The sequence below is a fragment of the Thiobacillus sp. SCUT-2 genome (genome assembly GCF_035621355.1).
Taxonomy (GTDB): Bacteria; Pseudomonadota; Gammaproteobacteria; order Burkholderiales; family Thiobacillaceae; genus Thiobacillus; species Thiobacillus sedimenti.
In genome coordinates this window covers 34,433-50,085 of record NZ_CP141769.1, presented here as the reverse complement: position 1 = coordinate 50,085, position 15,653 = coordinate 34,433, and the positions used below count along the sequence as shown (strand labels likewise).

At 69.9% G+C, this 15,653-nt stretch carries 14 protein-coding genes; 8 read left to right on the top strand and 6 right to left on the bottom strand.

The genetic code is table 11. The features are described from left to right. The first annotated feature begins 13 nt into the window (after nucleotides 1-13). The gene (locus VA613_RS00230; protein ID WP_324779858.1) at nucleotides 14-763 is read left to right on the top strand and encodes an MBL fold metallo-hydrolase; all 750 of its coding nucleotides are present in this window, start codon (nucleotides 14-16) and stop codon (nucleotides 761-763) included. A gap of 9 nt (nucleotides 764-772) precedes the next feature. On the opposite strand, the gene mobA is transcribed toward VA613_RS00230, so the two are convergent. The 6 genes from mobA to trxA form a co-directional block, all read right to left on the bottom strand. Beyond that, entirely contained in the window at nucleotides 773-1,372 is a 600-nt protein-coding gene (gene mobA / locus VA613_RS00225; protein WP_324779857.1) for a molybdenum cofactor guanylyltransferase MobA, read from the bottom strand. Beyond that, a complete protein-coding gene (locus tag VA613_RS00220; protein ID WP_324779856.1) occupies nucleotides 1,332-2,888 on the bottom strand; it encodes a hypothetical protein in 1,557 nt (518 codons plus the stop codon). The genes mobA and VA613_RS00220 overlap by 41 nt, the downstream gene beginning before the upstream one ends. 7 nt (nucleotides 2,889-2,895) lie before the next feature. Then, nucleotides 2,896-4,320, bottom strand: coding sequence for a M48 family metalloprotease (locus VA613_RS00215; protein ID WP_324779855.1), 1,425 nt, complete (start codon nucleotides 4,318-4,320; stop codon nucleotides 2,896-2,898). Between the two features lie 136 nt (nucleotides 4,321-4,456). Beyond that, complete coding sequence (gene rpmE, locus VA613_RS00210) at nucleotides 4,457-4,663, bottom strand: 50S ribosomal protein L31 (protein ID WP_324779854.1); 207 nt, start codon at nucleotides 4,661-4,663, stop codon at nucleotides 4,457-4,459. Nucleotides 4,664-4,739: 76 nt separating this feature from the next. Continuing rightward, nucleotides 4,740-5,999 (bottom strand): transcription termination factor Rho, encoded by a 1,260-nt coding sequence (gene rho, locus VA613_RS00205; protein WP_324779853.1) that lies wholly within the window; start codon nucleotides 5,997-5,999, stop codon nucleotides 4,740-4,742. Nucleotides 6,000-6,113: 114 nt separating this feature from the next. Next, entirely contained in the window at nucleotides 6,114-6,440 is a 327-nt protein-coding gene (gene trxA / locus VA613_RS00200) for a thioredoxin TrxA (protein WP_324779852.1), read from the bottom strand. A gap of 156 nt (nucleotides 6,441-6,596) precedes the next feature. On the opposite strand from trxA, the gene fdxA reads away from it, so the two are divergent. The 7 genes from fdxA (at nucleotide 6,597) to argJ (ending at nucleotide 15,653) form a co-directional block, all read left to right on the top strand. Next, complete coding sequence (fdxA, locus tag VA613_RS00195; protein ID WP_324779851.1) at nucleotides 6,597-6,920, top strand: ferredoxin FdxA; 324 nt, start codon at nucleotides 6,597-6,599, stop codon at nucleotides 6,918-6,920. Nucleotides 6,921-6,925: 5 nt separating this feature from the next. Next, nucleotides 6,926-9,652, top strand: coding sequence for a PD-(D/E)XK nuclease family protein (locus VA613_RS00190; RefSeq protein ID WP_324779850.1), 2,727 nt, complete (start codon nucleotides 6,926-6,928; stop codon nucleotides 9,650-9,652). Then, nucleotides 9,645-12,914 carry a UvrD-helicase domain-containing protein gene (locus VA613_RS00185; RefSeq protein ID WP_324779849.1) on the top strand — a complete coding sequence of 1,090 codons (3,270 nt, stop codon included), beginning with the start codon at nucleotides 9,645-9,647 and terminating at the stop codon, nucleotides 12,912-12,914. The genes VA613_RS00190 and VA613_RS00185 overlap by 8 nt, the downstream gene beginning before the upstream one ends. 55 nt (nucleotides 12,915-12,969) lie before the next feature. Further along, entirely contained in the window at nucleotides 12,970-13,578 is a 609-nt protein-coding gene (locus VA613_RS00180) for a DUF938 domain-containing protein (protein ID WP_324779848.1), read from the top strand. Nucleotides 13,579-13,649: 71 nt separating this feature from the next. Continuing rightward, nucleotides 13,650-13,988: a type 1 pili tip component gene (locus VA613_RS00175; protein ID WP_324779847.1), complete on the top strand. Its 339-nt coding sequence runs from the start codon at nucleotides 13,650-13,652 to the stop codon at nucleotides 13,986-13,988. 132 nt (nucleotides 13,989-14,120) lie between these two features. Next, nucleotides 14,121-14,360, top strand: coding sequence for a hypothetical protein (locus tag VA613_RS00170; RefSeq protein WP_324779846.1), 240 nt, complete (start codon nucleotides 14,121-14,123; stop codon nucleotides 14,358-14,360). Nucleotides 14,361-14,426: 66 nt separating this feature from the next. Then, a complete protein-coding gene (argJ, locus tag VA613_RS00165; RefSeq protein WP_324779845.1) occupies nucleotides 14,427-15,653 on the top strand; it encodes a bifunctional glutamate N-acetyltransferase/amino-acid acetyltransferase ArgJ in 1,227 nt (408 codons plus the stop codon).

The window sequence follows — 15,653 nt, the reverse complement described above, 5'->3', positions numbered from 1 at the left end:
GGAGGGAAGGCACATGATCTTCAAGCAGCTGTTCGAACCGGTTTCCAGCACGTACACCTATCTCCTCGGCTGCGAGCAGACCGGCCAGGCATTGCTGATCGACCCGGTGCTGCCGGCCTGGGAACGCGACCTCGCCGAGGTGAACGCGCTCGGCCTCACGCTCGCCTACACGGTCGAGACGCACATCCACGCCGACCACATCACCTCGGCGAAGAAGCTGAAGGAAACGGTGGGCAGCAAGATCGCCGGCCCGGCGCTCGATCAGCTTCCGTGCACCGATGTCGGCATCGTCGACGGCGTGCCGCTCGCGATGGGCTCGATCGAACTCGCGCCGCTCCACACCCCGGGCCACACCGACAACCATTTCGCCTACTTCCACGCCGGCCGCCTCTATACCGGCGATGCGCTGCTGATCGAGGCCTGCGGCCGCACCGACTTCCAGAGCGGTGACGCCGCCGCGCTCTATCACTCGGTGCGCGGCACGCTGTTCGCCTACGACGACGACACCCTCGTCTACCCGGCGCACGACTACGAGCAGCGCCGCGTCAGCAGCATCGGCCAGGAGAAGGCGCGCAACCCGCGCCTGGGCGGCGACCGCACGCTCGAAGACTTCGTCCGGCTGATGGGCGAACTGAAGCTCGCGTATCCCAAGTTCATCGACTACGCGTTGCCGGGCAACCGTGGGTGCGGCCTGTGCCCGCCCGACGTGCCCGCGCACCTGCAGCAGTATTGCGGGCAGATCGCGGAAAGCCGCCAGGGATAGCGCGGACGCTCAGGCCAGATCGTCGGGCCGGTTGAGGTTGGCGAAGCAGGCGGCGTCGAAACGCACATGCGTCGACGACAGCCCCGCCTGCCACCGGTGCACCGCACGGCCGCCGCCCGCCAGGAACGCCGCCAGGTTGTCGCGCTGGTCGGCGCGCACCATGAAGCACGTGTAATGCACCTGCGTGGCGTCCTCCGCCACCGCCAGCGGCACGCCTTCCAGCTGGGCCGCCCCCAGCAGGCGCAGGGCAAGGTCGGCTGGCAGATGCGGGGTGTCGCACGGCGCGACGAGCAGCCAGTCGGCCCGCACTGCTTCCAGCGCGGCCAGCACGCCGGCGAGCGGCCCGGGGAAGTCGGGCAGCGTGTCGGGCAGCACGCGACGGCCGTACAGCGCGTAGCGCTCGAGATTGCGGTTGGCGCTGATGACGATTTCGTCGACCTGCGGGGCAAGCGCCTCCAGCACCCATTCGACCAGCGGACGGCCCTGGTAGTCGATCAGGCCCTTGTCCGCCCCGCCCATGCGACGGCCCTGCCCGCCCGCGAGGATGACGGCGGCGACGCGCTCGGGATCAGCCGCGACCACGACGCGCATAGAGGAAGAAGCGGTCATCGCGCTCACCGGGGCGCCCGCCGTCCCACACCTTGAGCCAGCGCGACGCGACCTCGGGCTCGCGGGCACGCTCGCGGGTCTCCACCAGGAGCCAGTCGCAGCCGCGGTCGGCCGCCATCAGCCGGCGCCCGCTGTGATAGGCCAGCAGCACACGCTGCTGGCGGCGCACATGCAGGGTCCCGATGCATTCCGCCGGCGCCACCCGCGCCGCCAGCGCCTGGCCGACACCAGCGTACGACAGGCGCTGGTCGAGCGGCGCCTGGAACAGCGCCATCAGCAAGCCCCAGCTGAAGGTCATCCCGGCGGTCCAGACCAGCATCGGACGCAAGGGCGAGCGGCGGACGCGCGCAAGAAACACGATCCACGCCAGCGTGACGATGCCCCCCAGCGCCAGCGCCCACGGCCGGAACGTCCCGACCTGGGTCATCCCGAGCCGGCCCAGCCGCCCTGCCACGCGGGCCGGCAGGCCGAGATCGTGCGCCGCCCAGTACACCCACAGGACGAGCGCGAGGAAGCCGAACAGCATGACGGCGAACCACAGCAGGGCGGAGGCGGCCCCGCGGCGCAGGCTCAGGAGTCCGGCGGCCCCCAGCAGCGCCAGCGGCAGCAGCAGGATGAGGCCCTGCTCCTCGCCGGGGTGCCGGTCGAAGGCATACAGCAGCAGCAGGCCGAGCAGCACGGCCGCCGGCAACGCGACGCCGGGGCTGCGCCATTGTCGCCGCTCGCGGTAGAGCGCCCATCCCGCGAGCGGCCATGCCGGCCATGCGTACCAACCCAGCGTCCCCGGATAGAAGAGCGGCCGCAACGCGGCGGTGCCGGCCCAGCGCTGCAGATTGAGGGCGCGGCCAAAGGGAACGTCCTGCGCCGCAAGATAACCCAGCCACAGGCCGGCGGCCACGAGCGCCAGAACCAGCCCCAGCGCGAGCCCCCGCCGCGCCTGCGGCGTGCGGAACCCCCCGCATCCGACGTACAGCGCGACGGCGAGCAGCACGAACAGGGCCGCCTCCGCCGCACCACCGGCCAGCAGCATCAGCGCCGTGCCGCCCCCCAGCCACCCGCCGCCGCGCGCCGACTGCGGCAGCGCGGCGATGCCGTACAGCATCACGGCGGCCGCCGCGAACTGGGCGGTCGCGGCATTGAGTTCGTGACCGCGGACCAGCAGGCCCATGCAGCCCAGCAGCGTCAGGGCGGCGGCCCAAGCCGCTTCGACGCCGTAGAGCATCCGGGCCGCGCGGGCGACGAAGAACAGCGCCGCGGCGACGAACAGCCCGGACGCCAGCCGCGCGCCATCCGCAAGCGGCAGGAAGGCGGACGTCAGCCACGCGGTCGTCGTCGCGACGGAGTAGTACAGCGGCGGCGTTCCGGCCACGGCCTGCGACGCCGCGTCGCCGTGCTGCAGCAGCCACAGGCGCACGAAATGCTCGCTGTCGCCACCCTTCCAGGGCGCATGCCCGACCAGCCCCGGCAACAGCCAGGCGAGGCACAGCAGCAGGAGCCCGAGGCGGGCGGGGGACAAGGACGGCCTATTCAACAATTTTGAGAAGCTGGCCCGGAACGGGCTCGCCGGCGGGGTAGAGTGCGTTGATCAGGCGCAACTGCGTTTCGGCATCGGCGCCCAGCGGCGACTGCTGCGCCATCGCGGTCATCGTCACGCCGGGCCGGGCCGCGACCAGGCGCAAGATGTGCGGCCGTGCGGCGAGACGCTCGGCCGGCGTGATTGCGTGAAAACTGTTGATCGCGGCCCGCAGCGCGCTGCGCTCGCGTTCGTAGGCGTCCGCATCGCGCGTCATGCCGGCGATCAGGTATTGCACACGGCCCATTACCACGACCGCGACCACCACCGGCCTGCCCTGCTGGTGGCCGGCGGCAAACGCCGCCGCGTAGCCGCCGAGCCGCCCGCTGTCGTAGCGCGCGCCGGCATCCAGCCGCACGCCCTGCCGCAGCGTTGCCATCGGATCGTCGCTCTGCGGCCCCTGTTCCAGCTCGACCACGGCATCGCCCTGCGGGCTGAGCGCGAACGCCCGCTCGGGCCAGTTTTTGACCTGCCACCCGGGCGGGAACTGCATTGCGAGGCCCAGCTTGTCGTGCAAGAGGGCGTTGTTGCGTATCACGCCCTGGGCCGGGCTGTCGCCGAATACCAGTCCTTCGGTCTTGTGCAGGTAATCGTCGCGCCCGCTGCGCGGCGGCGTGCCATCCGGCGTGCCCGCCCGTTCGGCGGCCGCGACGGCTTCGCCGGCAACGGGAAGGAAGGCGGCGTGATAGGCCTGCACCGGCCCGCCGCCCCCCTGCGCCTGGGCGGCGGCGGCCAGCGCCTGGTTCCTCAACGCGGCCCGCGCATCGGCGAGCGCCCGCGGCGCGTAATGCGCCCGGACCAGGTAGCCTGCGCCGAGGCGATCGGCCTCGCGCTCCGCGTCGCCGCCGTAGCCGCCGGCGCGCGCTTGCGCCAGCATCCGCAACACGTCCGATTCGCCACCGCCGTCCGGCGACAGGACCGAGCCCAGCGCCGCCGCCGCCGGCGGGGCCGGCTGCCGCAGCCCGTGGCGCGCCGCGACATGGCCCATTTCGTGGCAGAGCACGCTCGCCAGCTCGGCTTCGGTATTCAGGTAAGCCAGCAGCCCGCGCGTGACGTAGACGTAACCCCCGGGCAGCGAGAACGCATCGACCTCAGGGCTGTCGACGACCGTGAAGCGCCATGTGAGATCGCCGCGCCCGGTCTGCTGCGCGAGCCGCTGACCGACCTCGTTCACGTAGCCCTGCAGCACCGGGGCGTCGAGCACGGCGTAGGCCTTGAGCAGTTCCCGGTTGGCCTGCGCCCCCGGGCCGCCTTCCTGCCGGCCGGCTTTCTGCGCCGCACCGCCATCCGGGCCGACCGGATTCCGCGCACAGTGTGTCAGCGCGAGCGCGCCCAGCACGATCACGGCGATGCGGCGAAAAGCTCGGAAATTCAAGTCGGCCTCTTTCTCGTTACGCGGCGCCCGAAATGATACCGTCGTCAGGCCGTGAAATCGCAGCAAGACGACCGCGCCGGCGCCGCAGGAATGAAAAAAGCGGCCGTGGCCGCTTTTTTCGCATCGCCGGAACGGCTTACTTCATGCCGTAGCGCTGGCGGAATTTCTCGACGCGGCCGGCCGTGTCGACGATCTTCTGCTTGCCGGTATAGAACGGATGACAGGCCGCGCACACTTCCACGTGCAGCTTGTCCTTGCCCAGCGTGGAGCGGGTGACGAACGTGCTGCCGCACGAGCAGTTCACGGTCACATCTTTGTAATCGGGGTGAATGCCGGCTTTCATGGCAATTCCTTCGGGTTGAATTCGGAGAACGCGAGAGTATAGCGGGTTACTGGCACCCGATCAAGCCCACCCGCCGTCAGCCGCGGCGCATCGAATCGAAGAACTCGTTGTTGTTCTTCGTCGCGCGGATCTTGTCGAGGAGAAATTCCATCGCCTCCATGTCGTCCATCGGATACAGCAGTTTCCTGAGCACCCAGACCTTCTGCAGGATGTCGTGCGGCATCAGCAGTTCCTCGCGGCGGGTGCCGGAGCGGTTGACGTTGATCGCCGGGTACTGGCGTTTCTCGGCCATCTTGCGGTCGAGGTGGATCTCCAGGTTGCCGGTGCCCTTGAATTCCTCGTAGATGACGTCGTCCATGCGGCTGCCGGTGTCGATCAGCGCGGTGGCGATGATGGTGAGGCTGCCGCCTTCCTCGATGTTGCGCGCAGCGCCGAAGAAGCGCTTCGGCTTCTGCAGGGCGTTGGCGTCGACGCCGCCGGTGAGCACCTTGCCGGAAGCGGGCTGCACGGTATTGTAGGCGCGCGCGAGGCGGGTGATCGAGTCGAGCAGGATCACCACGTCCTTCTTGTGCTCGACCAGGCGCTTGGCGCGCTCGATCACCATTTCGGCGACCTGCACGTGGCGGCTGGCAGGTTCGTCGAAGGTGGAGGCGACGACCTCGCCGCGCACCGTGCGGCTCATCTCGGTCACTTCTTCCGGGCGCTCGTCGATCAGCAGGACGAACAGCACGACGTCGGGATGGTTGGAGGTGATGGCGTGGGCGATGTGCTGCAGCATCACCGTCTTGCCGGATTTCGGCGGCGCCACCAGCAGGCCGCGCTGGCCCTTGCCGATCGGGGCGACGATGTCGATGACGCGGCTGGTGATGTTCTCTTCGGCCTTGATGTCGCGCTCGAGCTTGAGCGGCTTGTCCGGATGCAGCGGGGTGAGATTCTCGAACAGGATCTTGTTCTTGCTCGCCTCGGGCGGCTCGCCGTTGATCTTGTCGAGCTTGGTCATCGCCGAGTAGCGCTCGCCATCCTTCGGCGTGCGGATCTCGCCCTCGATCTTGTCGCCGGTATGCAGGTTGAAGCGGCGGATCTGCGACGGCGACACGTAGATGTCGTCGGTGTTGGCAAGATACGAGGTCTCGGGCGAGCGCAGGAAGCCGAAGCCGTCCGGCAGCACCTCGAGGACGCCGTCGCCGTAGATGCTTTCGCCGCGCTTGGCCAGCGTCTTCAGGATGGCGAAGATCAGCTCCTGCTTGCGGAAGCGGTTGGCGTTGTCGATGCCGTTGGTCGCGGCGAGTTCAAGGAGCTCGGTGATCGATTTCTGCTTGAGGTCGGAAAGGTGCATGGGAGGGGCCTGAGTGGGCTCGCTTGAAAGAGCCGGACGGTGAGCAAGGGATGGTGCCGGACGGTGCTGCAGGTTGGCGGCGCGCCGATGCGCCGTCCGGTGAAACGGGGTTTGTCAGATGTTGCTGTCGACGAAGGCGGTGAGTTGGGACTTGGAAAGGGCGCCGACCTTGGTGGCTTCGACGTTGCCGTTCTTGAAGATCATCAGGGTGGGAATGCCGCGGATGCCGAACTTGGGAGGCGTCGCCTGGTTCTCGTCGATGTTGAGCTTGCACACCTTGAGCTTGCCGGAGTATTCCTTGGCGACTTCGTCGAGGATCGGCGAGATCATCTTGCACGGGCCGCACCAGTCCGCCCAGTAGTCCACCAGCACGGGCAACCCGGCCTGCAGGACTTCCTGTTCGAAGGAATCATCGGATATGTAATGAACATGCTCGCTCATCGGTGCAGCTCCTGATTGAAGTTGGGATGGCCGGAGGCGGCCTTGGACGGTTCGGGGATGGTAAAGCTGGAAAAATCGGTTTTGTGCCGATATGCTACATCAAAATTGCCGGCTGCAAGCAACCGGGCATTTCTCAACTCATCGGGGTAAATTCGAATGACTTACGTTGTAGCCGACGCCTGTGTGAAGTGCAAATACACCGATTGTGTCGATGTCTGTCCGGTGGACTGCTTCCATGAAGGCCCCAATTTCCTGGTGATCGACCCCGAAGAATGCATCGACTGCACCCTGTGCGTCGCCGAATGCCCGGTCGAGGCCATTTTTGCGGAAGACGACGTGCCGGATGATCAGCGCGCCTACATCGCGCTCAATGCCGAACTCGCCAAGGTCTGGAAGGTGATCGTCGAGAAGAAGGATCCGCTGGCCGATGCCGACCAGTGGGCCGGCGTCAAGGACAAGCGCCAGTACCTGGAACGCTGACACCCTTGAAACTCGTCGGCGGTTCCGCCTTGCCGCGGGCCGTCGCCCGCCACCTGCTCGACCGGCACGCCGACGGCCTGCCGGACCTCTCCGGGCTCACCGTCCTCGTTCCCAACCACCGCGCCGGCCAGGACCTGGCCCGCACGCTGGCGCGCGAATCGGGTCGTGCCGTCCTGATTCCGCCGCACATCACCCCGCTGAAGGCCTGGGCCGACACCGTGGGCGGCGGCCGCGCCGAACCGCAGGCCAGCCGCCTGGCGCGCCTCCACGGCGTGCTGCGCCGCACCGACTGGCTCGGTGCGGTCGACAAGTGGGCACTCGCCACCGAATTGCTGCAACTGGCCGACGAGCTCTCGGCCGCCCGCCTGGGCGGCGCAATCGGCGCGCGCATCCGTGCCTTGAACGGTGCGGCGCTGGACCGCGAAACCGCCCTGATCGAAGCCGTCTGGCACATCCTCAACGGCGACGGCAGCGATCCGCAGGCATGCTATGCGCGCGCGCTCGACCGCCTGCTCGACGCGCTCGCCGCCGCGCCGCCCCCCCGCTCGGATGAGACCACTAGCCACTCGACTAGGCCCGCAAGCGGGCAAGTCGCGGGTTATCCCCAATCCTCCTCCCAAATGGGGGAGCGGGCGAACGCGAGGCCCAAAGCGATCTATGGCTACGCGCTCGGCCCGCTCACGGCCCTCGAGCGGCAATTTCTCTCGCGATGCGCCGAGCGCGTCCCGGTCACGCTGCTCGAATCCGACATCGACGATGACGTCGCGCGTACCCTGCACCAGGCCTGGGAGGTGACCGAGCCGCCCTTGCGCGCGCGCGCCGCCGACCTCGCACGCGCCCTGCCGACCTCGCCGCTGCGCGAGCGCGTCACGCTCGCGCCGGCCCCCCACCTCGAGGGCGAGGCGCGCACGGTCGCCGCCTGGGTCGCCGACCAGCTGCACGCCGGACGCCGCGCGCTGGCGCTGATCGCGCTGGATCGCGAGACCGCGCGGCGGGTGCGGGCGCTGCTCGAACGCATGGAGGTCCTGATTGCCGACGAAACGGGCTGGACCCTGACGACGACCGCCGCCGCCGCGGTCGTCGACCGCTGGCTCGAATGCATCGCCGCCGACTTCCCGCACGTCGAGCTGCTCGACCTCCTCAAGTCCCCCTTCGTGCTCGGCGAACCCGCCGCGCGCCAGGATGCGGTGCTGGCATTCGAGCTCGCCCTGCGCCGCCACGGCGTGTCGCAGGGCACGACCGACCTGCAGCGGCTGGCGCAGCACGAATTTGGCGCCGTGCCCGCCTGGCTCGCCGCGCTGTTCGCGGCACGGCAGGGCTTTCCCCGCAGCCGCGCGCCGCTCGCGACCTGGCTGGCGCGCCTCGCCGACAGCCTCGAAGGGATCGGTGCGCTGCCGCTTCTCGGGGCCGACGCCGCGGGGGACAGCCTGCTCGAGACGCTAAAGGCGCTGCGCCGCGACCTCGCCGGCGACCCCGAAAAGTACGGCTTTGCCGAGTGGCGGCGCTGGCTGAACCTGGCACTGGAGTCCGCCAGCTTCACCGATGCCGGCGTGGCGAGCCCGATCGTTCTGACCTCGCTGCCCGCCGCGCGCGGGCGGCTGTTCGACGCGGTTGCGGTGATCGGCGCCGACGCGCGTCACCTGCCGCCGCTCCCCGCGCCCGGCCTGTTTTCGCAGGCGATACGCGCCCAGCTCGGTCTCGCGACGGCCACCGACGACGCAACCGCCGCCACGGCCGACCTCATGCAGCTGCTCGTGCAGGGGCCGGCGCTGCTGAGCTGGCGGGCGTGGAACGACGACGAGCCCAACCCCGCTTCGCCGCTGGTGCTGCGGCTGCAGGCGCTCCATCAGGCCGCATGGGGGGCGGCGCTGCCCGAACAGCCGCCGGGTGTGCCGCCCGCCCGGGCGAGCACGCCGCCCGACCCCACGCGGCAGCCTGCGCCGCTCGTCGGAGCGGCGCGGCTGCCGCGCCGTTATTCGCCGACGGCCTACCAGACGCTGCTGGACTGCCCCTACCGCTTTTTCGCGCGCGGCGTGCTCGGCCTGCGCGAGCTCGACGAGGCCGACGAAGTCCTCGACAAGAGCGACTACGGCAACCTGCTGCACCGGATCCTCGAGCGCTTTCACGACGAGGACCCGCCGCTCGAGCGCAGCACGGCCCTCGCGCGGCTGGCACGGCTGTCCGCCGCCGAATTCGCGGCCCTGCCCGCCTTCACGGCCGCCGCCTGGGCGAGCCGCTGGGAGGCGATCCAGCCGGCCTACGTCGACGCCTGGCTGGAATGGGCCGGGCAGGGCTGGCGCTACCAGTCGGGCGAGACCGATTTCGCGGTGCCGGTCGACGTCGCCGGGGTCGGCGAGGTGACCCTGCACGGACGGGTCGACCGGGTCGACCGCCGCCCCGGCCCGGGCGGCGACGCACGCGCCGTGATCGACTACAAGACCACCGCCTCGCCGGACCTGAAGAAGAAGCTCAACACGCCCGACGAGGCCGTGCAGCTGCCCTTCTACGCCTGGCTCGCCGACGCCGCCGCGGCCTATCTGCCGATCAACGAGGTGCCGGTCGCGCCGCTCGCCCTCGATGGCGAAACCGACGTCGCCGCCATCAGCCTGCGCCTGCCGGCGCTGCTCGAGGCCATCGCCGCCGGCGCGGCACTGCCTGCCCACGGCGTCGACCGCGTGTGCCGGCACTGCGAGGCACGCGGTCTGTGCCGCAAGGGAACCTGGCATGCGTGAGCCGCTCGACACCGCCGTCGCGCTCGACCCTGGCCGCTCGGCGGTGATCGAGGCGTGCGCCGGCAGCGGCAAGACCTGGCTGCTGGTGTCGCGCATGCTGCGGCTGCTGCTCGCGGGCGCGGCGCCCTCGGAATTGCTGGCGATCACCTTCACGCGCAAGGCGGCGCAGGAAATGACCGACCGGCTGCACCAGTGGCTGCGCGTGCTGGCGCTGGAGGACGAGACGACGGTGCGCGCCTTCCTGCGCGACCGGGCTGTCCCGGACGACGAGGTCGACGCATTGCTGCCGCGCGCCCGCGGCCTGCTGGAGGCCGTGCTGACCGCGCAGCCCGGACCGACGGTCACCACCTTCCACGGCTGGTTCCTCGACCTCCTGAAGCGCGCCCCGCTGGAAGCCGGCCTGCCATGGGGTGCGCCGCTGCTGGAACGCACGCAGCAGCTGCAGGACGAGGTCCGCGACCGCCTGCTCGCGCAATGGGCGGCGGCGCCCGGATCGCCGGAGGGTGCCGCCCTGCTGGCGCTGCTGGCCGAGACCGGCGAGCACAACCTGCGCACGCTCCTGAAGCGCTTCGCCGCAGCGCGCGCGGAGTGGTGGGCCTATACCGCGGGCGTTTCCGACCCCGTCACGCATGCGCTCGACCAGTTGCGCCCGCTGCTGCATGCCGAACTCGACCACGACCCGGTCGCGGCCTTCTGGGCCGACGAACTGATGGTCGCACGGGTGAGGCGCGTCGGCCACGCGCTGGAAAAAGGCTCGAAGACCGAGGCCGAGCGCGGCCGCGACATCGTCGACACCGTCTCCCGCGACCCGGCGTCGGCGCACCCGGTGCTGCTGACCCGCCTGATGACCGCCGGCGCCCGGCGAAAGAAGCAGGCCACGAAAGAACTGGAAAAAGCGCTCGGCGACGGCCTCGCCGCCTACCTGCGCGACCTCGACGCGGTCGAGACTGCGCTCGAGACGGTTGCCGCCATCCAGGTCGACCAGCGCATCTGGACGCTCAACCGCCACGGCCTGCTGCTCGGCCATGCGCTGGTCGCCGCCTACCAGGAAGCCAAGGCGCAGCAAGGGGTGATCGATTTCACCGACGCCGAATGGCTGGCGTGCCGGCTGCTGCAGGACGACGCGCACGCCCCTGCGCTCGCGCTCAAGCTCGATGCGCGCTACCGGCACCTGCTGCTGGATGAGTTCCAGGACACCAACCCGCTGCAGTGGCAGGCGCTGTCGACCTGGCTGCTGGAAGCACGCGGCGCCGCCAGCGCGATGACGGTATTCATGGTCGGCGACCCCAAGCAGGCGATCTACCGCTTCCGCCGCGGCGAGGCGCGCGTGTTCGACGCGGCCGCGGCCTTTCTGCACGATCACTTCGACGCGCCGCGCTTCGCCACCGACATGACGCGCCGCCTCGCCCCCGACATCGTCAAGGCGATCAATCCGGTGTTCGCCGGCGTCGACGGCTACGCCGAACACACGCACGCGCCGGACAAGGCCGGCCGCCCGGGCGCGGCGTTCTGCATCCCCGCGCGTGCGGCAAGCCATGAAACCGAAGCGCCGGCCGGCCTGCGCAACCCGCTTGCGACACCCCAGGCGGAGGCCGAAGACCGCGCCGTGCACGAGGAAGCCCGCCAGTTCGCACGCGTGTTGCGCGACGAAGTCGTCGACCGCTGGGGCATATGGGACAAGGAGACCCAACGCTACCGCCTGGCACGGCCGGGAGACGTGATCGCCCTGGTGCGCAAGCGCACGCATCTGCAACGCTACGAACGTGAGCTCGAAGCCGCGCGCATCCCCTTCATCACCTCGCGTCGCGGCGGCCTGCTGCATGCGCTCGAGGCACAGGACATGATCGCCCTGATCGAGGTTCTGCTGCTGCCGCACGCCGACCTCAGGCTCGCGCATGTGCTGAAGAGCCCGATCTTCGCTTGCGGCGACGACGACCTGCTGGAGGTGTTCGTGCCCGAGGGCGGCCGCGGCTGGGAGCGTCTCGTCGCGCGTGCCGACACGCCCGGCTGCCCGCCCGCGCTGGCACGCGCCGCCGCGCTGCTGACGCGCTGGCGCGCGCACTGCGGCAGGCTGCCGGCACACGACCTGCTCGACCGCATCTATTTCGAGGGCGACATCGAGGCACGCTACGCCGCCGCCGTTCCCGAGGCGATGCGGCCCCAGGTCGCGGCCAACCTGCGCGCCTTCATGCAGCTGGCGCTGACCCTGGACGCCGGCCGCTACCCCACGCTGGCCGCATTCGTCCGCGAACTCGCCTCGCTGGTCGACGATGCCGACGCCGCCCCCGGCGAAGGTCTGGCGGCGGACGGCGAGAACGCGGTACGGCTGCTGACCATCCACGGATCCAAGGGGCTGGAGGCGCCGATCGTCTGGCTGCTCGGCGGCAGCGATCACCCGCGGGGCGACAGCTACGGGGTGCTGGCGCCGTGGCCGCCCGACTCGGCGCGGCCGCTGCACCTCTCGCTATTCGGCAAGCGCGACGAGCGCGGGGCCGCGCGCGAAACCTGGTTCGCCGAGGAGACCCTGCTGGCGCAGCGCGAATCCGACAACCTGCTGTACGTCGCCCTGACGCGCGCCGAGCAGGCGCTCATCGTAAGCGGCGACGCCGACAGGAATGCCTGGCTGCAGCGCGTCGACGGCGCCTGGCGCACGCTCGCCCTGCCCGACGCGCTGCCGCCCGCGGCCGTCGGGGAAGCCGTGCACTGCGCGCCGCCCCGGCCCATCGCGGCTTTTCCCGTGGGAGAGCGCGTCGCGGCGGCCCCGGCGAGCGTCGAGGCGGCGCGCGGCGAGCTCTTTCACGCCTGTCTCGAACACCACGCGCCGCCGGGCGCCCCGCGCGACCTGCCGGCGCTCGCCGCGCGGCTCGGGCTGGAGGACGCGCTGCCCGCGATCGAGTTGGAGGCACGCGCCTTGCTCGCACAACCGCATCTGGCGCGCTTCTTCGACCCGGCGCGGTACCGGCGCGCACACAACGAACGGGTGCTGCTCGACGCCGGCGGCCGCCAGCAGCGGCTCGACCGCGTGGTGGAATTCGACGACGCAGTGTGGCTGCTCGACTACAAGACCGGGGACGACAGCCGGCTACTGTCCGAGCCCCGCCTCGCCGAGCGCCACCGCGCGCAGCTCGCCGCTTATCGCAGCCTGCTCGAAGCGCTTTATCCCGGCAAGCCGGTGCACGCGGCGCTGCTGCTGGCCGATGGCCGGCTGGTTCCGTTGCAGCCCACGGGCGAGCCTTCTCCCTCAAGCCTGGAGACCGGGTGACCTGCCCACCCGTGAGAATCGGGTCCACATCGTTGCAAGAGTCTGGAGTCGTGTCATGACCGACAAGCCCTTCGCCGAATCCTGCGCGGAGAACCGCGCGCCGATCATCGTGGTACTGCGCGAGGTCTTCGCCGACCGCCACCGCGTGCTGGAAATCGGCAGCGGCACCGGCCAGCATGCCGTGTATTTCGCCCCCGAACTGCCGCATCTCGTGTGGCAAACCGCCGACGTGCCGCAGCATCACGCCGGCATCCGCCGGTGGCTCGAAGAGGCCCGGCTGCCCAACGTGCTGCCCCCCATCGCCCTCGACGTCCGCGACCGCGACTGGCGCAACGGCCGCTACGATGCGGTGTTCTCCGCGAACACGCTTCACATCATGGGCTGGGATGCCGTCGAGGCGTTCTTCGCAGGCGTCGGCGACGTGCTGGAAGCAGACGGCCTGCTGGCCGTATACGGGCCATTCAACTACGGCGGCCGCTTCACGTCCGAAAGCAACGCCCGCTTCGACGCCTGGCTGAAGGCGCGCGACCCGGCATCCGGCGTGCGCGACTTCGAGGCGATCGACGCGCTGGCGCGGGCGCATGGCCTCGAACTGCTGCAGGACATTGCCATGCCGGCGAACAACCGCACGCTCGTGTGGCGCAAGCGCGGCCGGCACGAATGAACCCCTCGCCGCGGCTTTGCCTTGCGGACCGCTCTGCTATAACGAAAACGTCATGGAGTCGAGGAATTCACATGCGCATCGCCGACTTGATCCAGCGTTGGAGCCAGGAGGGTCACGCGCGCTCGAATGTTCGCGCCTACACAGTCCACCTGCCGTTGCGTGACGCCGCGCGCATCGAAGCGCTGCACGTGATGTATCCGGGCCGCAGCGACGCGCAGCTCATGGCCGACCTGATCCGCGCCGCGCTCGACGAACTGGAGGTCGCGATGCCCTATGTGCCGGGCAATCGCATCATCGCCGAAGACGACTTCGGCGACCCGATCTACGAGGATCTCGGCCCCACGCCCCAGTTCTACTCGCTGTCGCACGAAATCCTGCGCAAGCTGGCCGACTCGCCGGCCGGCAAGTAGCTGTCGAGTTTATTTACAGCCGCTGCCGGCGGCGGTGGACGGTACGCCGTATTCGGTTGTTTTTCCTCGTATTTATTTGCTGGCATGACGATTGCTGGGATCCCCGGACACCCATGACGATCGGCGGCAACCATGTATCTCGGCCCGGCTTTTCTCTTCGCAGCCTTTGCCAGTCTGTTCTACGTTCCCGGCTTCCTCGACATTCCGCTGGGAACGCTGACCTCGCGCGAGCTTCTGTCTGAGCTGCTGTTCCTCGTGTTCGCGCTGATCGCGCTGGCCGCGCTGGCGCGTTCGATCGAATTCGACCCCGTGTGGCCATGGCGCCCCGGCTTCCGCCGTCTGATCGATGCACTGCGGGGGCGCGCGCCGTAGGCCCGGCTCCGTCCGCATCCGATCTGCGGGGCATAGAATAGCGGCTTTCCGTTCCGCGCCGCTGCCATGCCCGTCAACCTCTCCGCTCCCGAACCCGCCTCCCTGCTGCCCGTCGCCGGCGTCCGCCTCGGCATCGCCTCGGCCGGCATCAAGAAGCCCGGACGGCGCGACCTCACGCTGATCGAACTCGCAGCCGGCAGCCGCGTCGCCGGCGTGTTCACCCAGAACCGCTTCTGCGCCGCGCCGGTCACGGTATGCAAGCAGCACCTGGCCGCAGCTCCCATCCGCGCGCTGGTGATCAACACCGGCAACGCCAATGCCGGCACCGGGGAGGAGGGCCTCGCCCGGGCACGGCGGACCTGCGAAGCGGTGGCCGAGCTGATGGGATGCACAACCGAGGGCGTGCTGCCGTTCTCGACCGGCGTGATCCTCGAGCCACTGCCGGTCGACAGGATCCTGCCCGCGCTTCCCGCCGCCCGGGCCGACCTCGCACCCGACCACTGGAGCGAGGCCGCGCAGGCGATCATGACGACCGACATCGTCGCCAAGGGCGCCTCGCGCCGGCTGACGATCGGCGGGCGGCCGGTGACGGTCACCGGCATCGCCAAGGGATCGGGCATGATCCACCCCAACATGGCGACCATGCTCGGCTTCGTCGCGACCGACGCGGCGATCGCGCCCGCGCTGATGCAGCAGTTGGTGAAGGACGTCGCGGACGTCTCGTTCAACTGCGTGACCGTCGACGGCGACACCTCGACCAACGATTCCTTCATCCTCATCGCGACCGGCCAGGCCGGCAACGCGGCGATCACCGACACCGCCGGGGCCGACTACGCGGCACTGAAGGCGGCCCTCTGCGAAGTCGCGATCGAGCTCGCGCAGGCGATGGCGCGCGACGGCGAGGGCGCCACGAAGTTCATGACGATCGCGGTCGAGGGCGGCCGCGACCGCGCCGAGTGCAAGCAGGTCGCCTACGCCATCGCGCGCTCGCCGCTGGTCAAGACGGCTTTCTTCGCCAGCGACCCCAACCTCGGACGCATCCTCGCCGCCATCGGCTACGCCGGCGTGTCGGACCTCGACGTCAACGCGCTGAAGGTCTATCTGGGCGACGTGCTGGTCGCCGAAAACGGCGGCCGCGCAGCGAGCTACACCGAAGCGCAGGGCGCCGCCGTGATGCAGGAAGCCGAGATCACCGTGCGCGTCGTGCTCGCCCGCGGCAGCGCCTCCGCCACCGTATGGACCTGCGACTTCTCCTACGATTACGTGAAGATCAACGCGGAGTACCGCACCTGA

What these genes read in the sequence shown, in the direction of transcription:
- rpmE (WP_324779854.1), bottom strand. Translation starts at nt 4,663, where the DNA reads ATGAAAGCCGGCATTCACCCCGATTACAAAGATGTGACCGTGAACTGC.
- VA613_RS00170 (WP_324779846.1), top strand. Translation starts at nt 14,121, where the DNA reads ATGTATCTCGGCCCGGCTTTTCTCTTCGCAGCCTTTGCCAGTCTGTTC.
- rho (WP_324779853.1), bottom strand. Translation starts at nt 5,999, where the DNA reads ATGCACCTTTCCGACCTCAAGCAGAAATCGATCACCGAGCTCCTTGAA.
- VA613_RS00175 (WP_324779847.1), top strand. Translation starts at nt 13,650, where the DNA reads ATGCGCATCGCCGACTTGATCCAGCGTTGGAGCCAGGAGGGTCACGCG.
- trxA (WP_324779852.1), bottom strand. Translation starts at nt 6,440, where the DNA reads ATGAGCGAGCATGTTCATTACATATCCGATGATTCCTTCGAACAGGAA.
- fdxA (WP_324779851.1), top strand. Translation starts at nt 6,597, where the DNA reads ATGACTTACGTTGTAGCCGACGCCTGTGTGAAGTGCAAATACACCGAT.
- argJ (WP_324779845.1), top strand. Translation starts at nt 14,427, where the DNA reads ATGCCCGTCAACCTCTCCGCTCCCGAACCCGCCTCCCTGCTGCCCGTC.
- VA613_RS00230 (WP_324779858.1), top strand. Translation starts at nt 14, where the DNA reads ATGATCTTCAAGCAGCTGTTCGAACCGGTTTCCAGCACGTACACCTAT.
- VA613_RS00180 (WP_324779848.1), top strand. Translation starts at nt 12,970, where the DNA reads ATGACCGACAAGCCCTTCGCCGAATCCTGCGCGGAGAACCGCGCGCCG.
- VA613_RS00185 (WP_324779849.1), top strand. Translation starts at nt 9,645, where the DNA reads ATGCGTGAGCCGCTCGACACCGCCGTCGCGCTCGACCCTGGCCGCTCG.
- mobA (WP_324779857.1), bottom strand. Translation starts at nt 1,372, where the DNA reads ATGACCGCTTCTTCCTCTATGCGCGTCGTGGTCGCGGCTGATCCCGAG.